Source organism: Leptospira abararensis, assembly GCF_016918735.1.
GTDB classification, from domain to species: domain Bacteria; phylum Spirochaetota; class Leptospiria; order Leptospirales; family Leptospiraceae; genus Leptospira_A; species Leptospira_A abararensis.
Genome location: NZ_JAFFPR010000028.1, coordinates 1 through 5,151 on the forward strand (window position 1 = coordinate 1; position 5,151 = coordinate 5,151).

General features: G+C 39.9%; 1 pseudogene. It reads left to right on the top strand.

What is annotated here, in order from left to right:
• A pseudogene (locus JWG40_RS09845) lies at nt 1-5,151 on the top strand (hypothetical protein); the annotation flags it as partial.

The following is a 5,151-nucleotide window of genomic DNA, read 5'->3' on the forward strand; positions in this document are numbered from 1 at the left end:
CCAAATTGCAGCTGAGTTGGACACAATCAGACAAAACTTCAAAGCAAAAGAAACAGCTTATTTATCACTTTTATCTGAGTTAAATGGTAGTGGGAGTAGTGTATTTGGAACACCGGGTATGGATCCAAATTCAAGTGTAGAAACAGCACCTACGGTCACAAACCCAGATACCATCTTAAATCAACTTGCAGAACAAAATAAAATTTTAGAAGAGAAAAGAAAAGCTTTAGAGCTCGCAAGAGCCAGCATGGGGGATGCTTCGGTAGCTTATGAAGCTGCCTTAAAGATCCAGGTATTAATTCGTAACCCAGGAATGCTTGGTCAAATCGGAGATTTGACTTCTGATTCTAGTGCCATCCAAGGGAATTCTGGGCTTAGGGGAGAAATTGTCCAAGCCCAAGAGGAACTCGATCGCCAAAGAGAAGTTCTGCGCCAACAAGAGAAGAAGATGTATGAACTCCAATACGAGAGAGAAAACGCCTTCCGTTCCCAATCTTTTTATGCAGAGATCAACCAAAGAGTTTTAGAGTTTGAAAAACTAAAAGAAAACAGAGCACTTCTCGTTGAGGTTCTGGATGGAGAAGGAACCTTAGAAGAAAAAATTGATTCGTTGTTAGCCGGGGATAAACTGGTTCAGTTGTATGGAAACCAAGTTTCTGTGCAGGTAAGACAAAGTTTAGAAACATGGAAAACAAGTTTGACAGGGCTTGATGGTTCTATTGTCAGTTCCGTGGATGCTCATGACAGTAGCATCGCTAATTTAATCGCTAAGGTTAACTTATTGGATGTGACTCAACTAGAAACAACTTCGAATCAAATTCCAACTTATGTAAACCAATATGAAACTATTTTATCAAGGTTATATCAAGATTCTCGTTTAGATGCGGGATATCTGAATGCAGAGTCCATCCTTCCCGCTTATGAGTATTTACAAAGCCTTGCCTCTTCTTCTGGGGACGCGTTATCACTCGGTAAGGAAGGGATTGCAGAACTCAAAACAGCAATTGCAAGTTATCAGTCATATATATCTGCCAATGCCGGAAACCAAGGAAGTCTTGCCTATTCTGCTAAAATTGTGGAACTAGAACAAGCCATCGGAGTGGCAGTAACAAAAATTGACCAATACAACCAATACATCGCTGAAGTGGGCAAAACAGTTCAGTATTTGAATGTAAATGTATTGGATGCTTTGTCAAAAACAGATGCTGTTGTCGATGCTACCTTAACTGGTTCTGAGAGGACTGCAACCAAAGATGCCTTCCGTGCGCTTCGTGGCGACGAGTCGGGTTTGTCTGGAAGTATGCTCACGTCTTTAAATGAAGTGGGTACTTTGTTTTCCGATTCCATTGAGGCAATGAAACATTACGGACAAATGAATCTTGTTTTCCGCAATGCACTGGAAGATCGAAATACTAAAACAAAACAAGTTTCTGATGGTCTTGTATCTTTCTTTGATGGATTTGAATTAGAGTATAGAACCAAAGAAGCAGAACTAACCTTTTTGTTAGATGAAAATGGTGATGAGGCTAAGTTAGCTGCGATCCAAAAACAAGCAGAACAAAAGAAGAAAGTAGCTGGTGCAGAAGTAAATGCAAGAGCTATGGAAATGCTTTTGGATTATTTGGGTAATTTAGGTACAGGAGAAAGAAACGTTGAGTCCATTTACCTTCGTATGTTGAAGGACTCAGAAGTCATCAGCCAAGATACCAAAACAGATGCTAATTCCATAGTGGAAAGAAGAGCGATGGCAACACTTCTAGATTTTTTTAGAAGTAGTCGTGGGGCTTTTGCCAATTACATCGCGGGACCTGGATACACTGATTTTATTGCTGACTTAGGACGCCAAAAAGACTATGCAGATGCTTTGTTGTCTTTTTATGAAAGTGGTAAAGAATACACTGCCAGTGAGAGAGAAGATATCCGATGGAATGGATCTGCTAACGAAAAGAAATTTTTAAAAGAAAGTTTTTCTTATGGGGAATCCTTTTTCTTCCAAGCTGCCACAGGACAGGTGGCTCGTGAAGTTGCGGTCTCTCAAAAAATAGATGATTTTGCATCCCGGGTTCGATCGGGAGAAGTATTGAGTATTCTAAAAGAAGAATACTTCAAAAGACAAGAAAACAAAGCCACAGGTTTATTAAAAGAATTACATGATGCTGTATCTGGACTCGATGATATCACAGCTTCCCGATTACTCAGTGATTCCTTCCGCATTGGAACATCGACAGACAGAGATTCTAGTGAAGAGACTCGTCGCGCCAATTTATTATCAGGGCATTTAACAAACAATCCAGGAACACCTCGTGCGCAGCTGAGTTCCTTACTCGATGTTGGAAAACTGATAGAGATCTTCGGAGAAAAAGAAGGACTTGTTATCTACTCTGAGATTACCAATAAAATTTTAAACATAGACAACAGTGCGACTGCGATCATTGAACAGTCACAACTTTTGAACCCAAGACATGTTGCTGTGGAAGAAGGATACCCAAGTTATTTGAGTTTCTTTGATGATACAAAAAAGTCAGGTTACACTGCAGAGGTTCAAAAATTAGAGCAGTATTTAACGCTAAAAGATTTTGAAGATACATCCAAACCTATTTTGGATGCAAATTTTCAAATCACTGGATATGAAAAACCATTTAGTGGATTGGATTATTCAGAACTGGAATCACTCAAGGCATCCCTTGATGGAATGATTGCCAATTGGGGTACGATAAAATCAGAGTTGGAATCGGCACATGCTGACTACATCCAAATGTTAGCAACTTGGAGAGTTGCAACTCCCGGTACAGAGGAATTTGCAGAACTTGCAGAAGACGTATCCGAAAAGTTAAAAGACTTTTCTGCAAAACAAATGCAAGCCACAGACTATATGCGTGAGCTCACCCTTCAGTTGGAAGAGTCAACAGAAAAGTCACAAAGTATACTCACAGAATATAAAACTTCTGTTGGAATTGCTGACAAAACTCTTGTTACTATTGTAAGTTTAGGCAAAATCAATTCCGCATTACCAGGGTTTAGCGATTATTTTAATTCAGCAGAAGGTAGACCTAAATTCCATTTTACTTTTGTAGACGGAGAGTTGGGACTAACTTCCAATGTTCAGGAAAAATTGGCAGATATGGAAGCCGAGTCACTGGCTCTGAAAACTTCTGTGACCACACGTTCGGAACAACTCGCATCATTGAATTCATTTTCCGAAACCATGTATACAGGGATTAGTTTATCCGAACAATACCTAGCACTTTATGCAAGACGTAAAGAGTCGGAAGAAAATGGGGAAGAGTATTTAGAGAATTTGGATGAAAGGATTGTGGTCTATGCCTCAGCAGCAAACCAGAATACTATCAGCCAAGAAAACTTGATTAGTTATACCAAAGGAATTCGTGAATTTTTAACAGCCAAAGCAGCTCGTGGGGAAGAAGTGAACGCATCTCTTTGGGAATCACTTGCCAATGCGGAAGTATTCACGAAAGAAATGGCAGGGCTTAAATACTACCAAAACCTATCGACAACAGAGAAGGCTGACACAGCAAAACTCAAAACCGATTACGAAGAATCCAAATTGGCGCGAGAAGCGGCAGAAGAAGCAACCAAACTATTTGCAGAGCTAAGGTCTATGATTGATGGATTGGAGGCACAAGGATTGCCACTGGATCAGTCCATGGATCAAATCGGTGCCTCTCTCAATCAATTCGAAACACTCAAAACGAAGTTAGACCAATCGGGATATAGTTTGGACTCTTCCATCATTTCTGGAATGGACAACTTGAAGGCTTTTGCTTGGGAAAACCAAAAAGTAATTTTGGCCAAAGCATATTTGGGAACCATCTCAAACAATGGAACGATAGATAAATTTTTATCCGATGTGAAGAGTGGAAAATTTGTTCTACCGGGACCGAGTGGCAAACTTGAAAGAACAGCAAATTTCCTCGGAGCCGCATTAACAGAAGCACAAATCACAGAAATAGAAGAACTCATCACACCATACGATCTACAAGCTAGATTATTAAGAACATCCAACTTAGCACAAGTAGACAGCTTATTACTGACATACGACGAAGACCTAAGAGATGCAGGCAAAGAACTTGCTTTACGACAATCTTTGAGTCGCATCCAAACATCCTTGGCTCAAGGAACCATTCCGAATCTCACACAGTACCCAGCAGAACTAAAAAACTACATCCTGACTGCCACATTCGAAGACTATGCATCTCGTAATGTGGATATGGGTGTACAAACATTAGCAAACGAGTTTGCAAGTTTTATGCGACTCGGTGATTCTGATAGAGATACTGTAATGACATATGCAGGAGAAAGAGGATCTAAAAATCCATCCACTTATCTTCCTGACTCTCTCAAAGAATATCATTTATTAAATACATACTACCAAAACTGGACAGGTGATTTGTCCCCTGAAGATACGGTAGGCCTAACCAACTGGTTAAACACCAATGGTTATGAGTCGAACCTGATCGGCGCACTTACTAAAGCATCAAGGATGGATTATCTCCTCAGATCTTACTCCGGTGAAAACATTGAAGAATACATAACCTCTGCAGGTAACAAACTCGGAAGTCCAGTCACTGAAGAAGAAAAACAATCCATCTTACTCAGCCAAGCCGGTCTTTATGATCCAACCCATGCCAATGGAATTGATCCATTCTTTACCATCCAACAAGGAGTGTTTCTAAATTCCTATTCTTACAAAACAGGTTTCTCTGAACTAGCACTCTCTTTAAAAGAAGAGAGTGTGAAAATCGCAGTGGCTAACATTGGCTACAAAGAAGAGGAAGATAAGAAAAAATTAGCTTGGGACATTTCCAACAAGGTTGTGAAAGTAGAGTCTTACTTGAGTTATACGCAAATTACCCAAGCAGGACAGGCAACTCCGACAGAAAATGTGCAAGTCACAAACCGCCTAAGAGAGTTAGAATTCCAGGCTGAACACCGTTTAGGAAATTTCTTGTCTATCGTAGAAGAGTATAATAGTTATTCATACGATACTACCAAAGAAGACCAAAACCCATCTCTCAAAGTATTATTAAAAGAAATCAAAAACTCAGGTTACAGTGTTCGTGATGCTGTTTATTCCAAAAATGCAAACCTAGAATATGAGTTCCTTGGTGGATTTGATAACGCAAGAAAAGT